The sequence below is a fragment of the Rhodanobacter sp. C06 genome, assembly GCF_002001105.1.
Taxonomy (GTDB): Bacteria; Pseudomonadota; Gammaproteobacteria; order Xanthomonadales; family Rhodanobacteraceae; genus Rhodanobacter_A.
Genome location: NZ_MUNP01000011.1, coordinates 1 through 819 on the forward strand (window position 1 = coordinate 1; position 819 = coordinate 819).

Annotated in this window: 2 protein-coding genes; both read left to right on the plus strand. The window is 56.7% G+C overall.

Going from position 1 to position 819, the window contains the following annotated elements:
• The first annotated feature begins 141 nt into the window (after window positions 1–141).
• On the plus strand, window positions 142–519 hold the full coding sequence (locus B0E52_RS18220) for a hypothetical protein (RefSeq protein ID WP_139351527.1): 378 nt from the start codon (window positions 142–144) through the stop codon (window positions 517–519).
• Between the two features lie 31 nt (window positions 520–550).
• Window positions 551–706: a hypothetical protein gene (locus B0E52_RS18480; RefSeq protein ID WP_168174101.1), complete on the plus strand. Its 156-nt coding sequence runs from the start codon at window positions 551–553 to the stop codon at window positions 704–706.
• The last annotated feature ends 113 nt before the right edge of the window (window positions 707–819 follow it).

Genomic DNA, 819 nt, shown 5'->3' on the forward strand with positions numbered 1-819 from the left:
CGCCTTGCGGTGCCGTTCGAAACCGGCGTCGTGCTCCATCGACAGGCTCATCTGCTTCGGCGTCATCGCGTAACATCCGTCCTCAGGTCGAGCTTCGACCACGGGGCAAAATCAGAGTTTCCCTAAGCGTTAGCCTTCCATATGGATAGTCGCGTACTGAACCAGGTATTCCCACGAGCTTATCTCTCCATCGCTTGGGACAAGCATGGCGAGAACGAGTACGTGCTTGTTGGCGACGGCCTCGACATTGACATCCCTCGTTTGCAAAATCTCGTCGAGGCGACCTTTCCCGTACAAACGCTCTGGCTGTCCTTGAGTCGGCATGAAGCTCTTGCCATTCCGCGCGAAGATGCAGCAAGCGTTCTTGCGCAACGCCTTCAACCACGTTCAAATGTCTGTGTGTTTGACGAGGATCTGCACATTTTTCTAGAGCTGCACTTTCTGGGTGTCGCACGCACCGGGGTTGCGCAGGCTAACCACTCATTCAAGCGGACGTGCGAAAAGCCGCACGCCGCTTAATTCCAGCGTTAGAACTCACATGGAGATAGTCGTGGATCGGATCAAAGAAGACATCCTTTCGTTTATGGCCGAGTCTGGTGCCGACGTAGGCCACTCTCTCGCAGAGCGCCCGTTCTACTTTCAGCGTGCACAGCGCTATACGCCGCCCGAACAAGAAGCAATTGCCCCCGCATTAGCAGGCTGTTGAGAAGCACCGTCTCGCGCCACTCTCGATAGCCGCGATCTATGCATGACGGTCGTGATGGTGGGCGCATGGCGCGTTTTCCCGCCCTGCGGACGCACGTCTCCCACCGTTGCTCA

Bases quoted from the DNA above. Each gene is read 5' to 3' on its own strand.
- B0E52_RS18220 (WP_139351527.1), top strand. From the start codon at position 142: ATGGATAGTCGCGTACTGAACCAGGTATTCCCACGAGCTTATCTCTCC.